Source organism: Phytohabitans kaempferiae (genome assembly GCF_042433955.1).
GTDB lineage: Bacteria > Actinomycetota > Actinomycetes > Mycobacteriales > Micromonosporaceae > Phytohabitans > Phytohabitans kaempferiae.
In genome coordinates, this window is sequence record NZ_JBHLUH010000113.1 from 1 (window position 1) to 1,061 (window position 1,061).

Here is a 1,061-nt window from a genome sequence, read left to right on the forward strand (position 1 = left end):
ATCGCGTTTGGTGGGTTTGTCCGCTTGGCTGAAGGTTATGAGGTACGGCGATGGTGGCGGGCTTAATCAGGCCGCACGGGTGCGGCGTGAACAGGTCCGCCGTGAAGCGGCGGGTCTGTTCGCCCAGGGCGTGACGCCGGTCGAGGTCGCTAAACGTTTGGAGGTCTCGGAGAAGTCGGCGTACGTGTGGCGCAAGCTCTGGCGGGCCGGTGGTGCCGACGCGTTGGTGTCCAAGGGCGCCCCCGGTCCCGATCCGAGGCTGTCCGACGCGCAGTTGGTCAAGCTCAAGGCGCGACTGGAACTCGGGCCCGTTGCCGCTGGCTATGGTGAGGACCAACGCTGGACGTTGGCCAGGATCCGGACGTTGATCGGGGCGATGTTCAAGGTCCGGGTCAGCGTGACCACGACGTGGGAAGCGATGCGGCGGATCGGCTACAGCGCGCAGATGCCGACGCATCGGGCGATCGAGCGGGACGAGGAAGCTATCGCCCGGTGGCGGCGGTATCAGTGGCCGGCGGTAAAAGAGTCGCGGGCAGGCTGAACGCCTGGATCTGTTTCGCCGACGAAGCCGGCCAAACTCTTCGTCCCGCTAAGGCGACCACCTGGTCGCCCCGTGGCCACACCCCGGTCGTGAAGGTCACCGCCAAAGGCGGCGTCCGGGTCTCGGTGGCCGGGCTGGTCTGCTACCGGCCCGGCCACCGCAGCCGACTGATCTACCGCACCCTGACCTACCGCGGCCGCAAGGGCGATCCGAAAGGCTTCCGCGAACTGGAGTTGGCGGACCTGCTCGACGCCGCCCACCAGCAACTCGGCGCGCCGATCGTGTTGGTCTGGGACCAACTCCCCGCACACAAATCCGCACGCATGCGACAGCTACTGGCCACACGCCCATGGCTGCGGGTCTACCAACTGCCCGGCTACGCACCCGAACTCAACCCGACCGAGAAAGTGTGGTCGGTAATGAAACGCAGCCTGGCCAACCTCGCCGCCACCACCGCGACCGCCCTCAGCACCGCGGTGAAGAACCGCCTCAACCGCATGCAATACCGCGCAGGCCTCAT

Annotated in this window: 2 protein-coding genes; both read left to right on the plus strand. The window is 66.8% G+C overall.

The annotated features are described in order from the left end of the window. Positions 1–541, plus strand: a 541-nt coding sequence (locus tag ACFFIA_RS42445) for a winged helix-turn-helix domain-containing protein (RefSeq protein ID WP_377262991.1), incomplete at its 5' end; no start/stop codon positions are given. Further along, a partial coding sequence (locus tag ACFFIA_RS42450; protein WP_377262994.1) for a transposase occupies positions 508–1,061 on the plus strand: 554 nt, incomplete at its 3' end. The genes ACFFIA_RS42445 and ACFFIA_RS42450, both read left to right, overlap by 34 nt.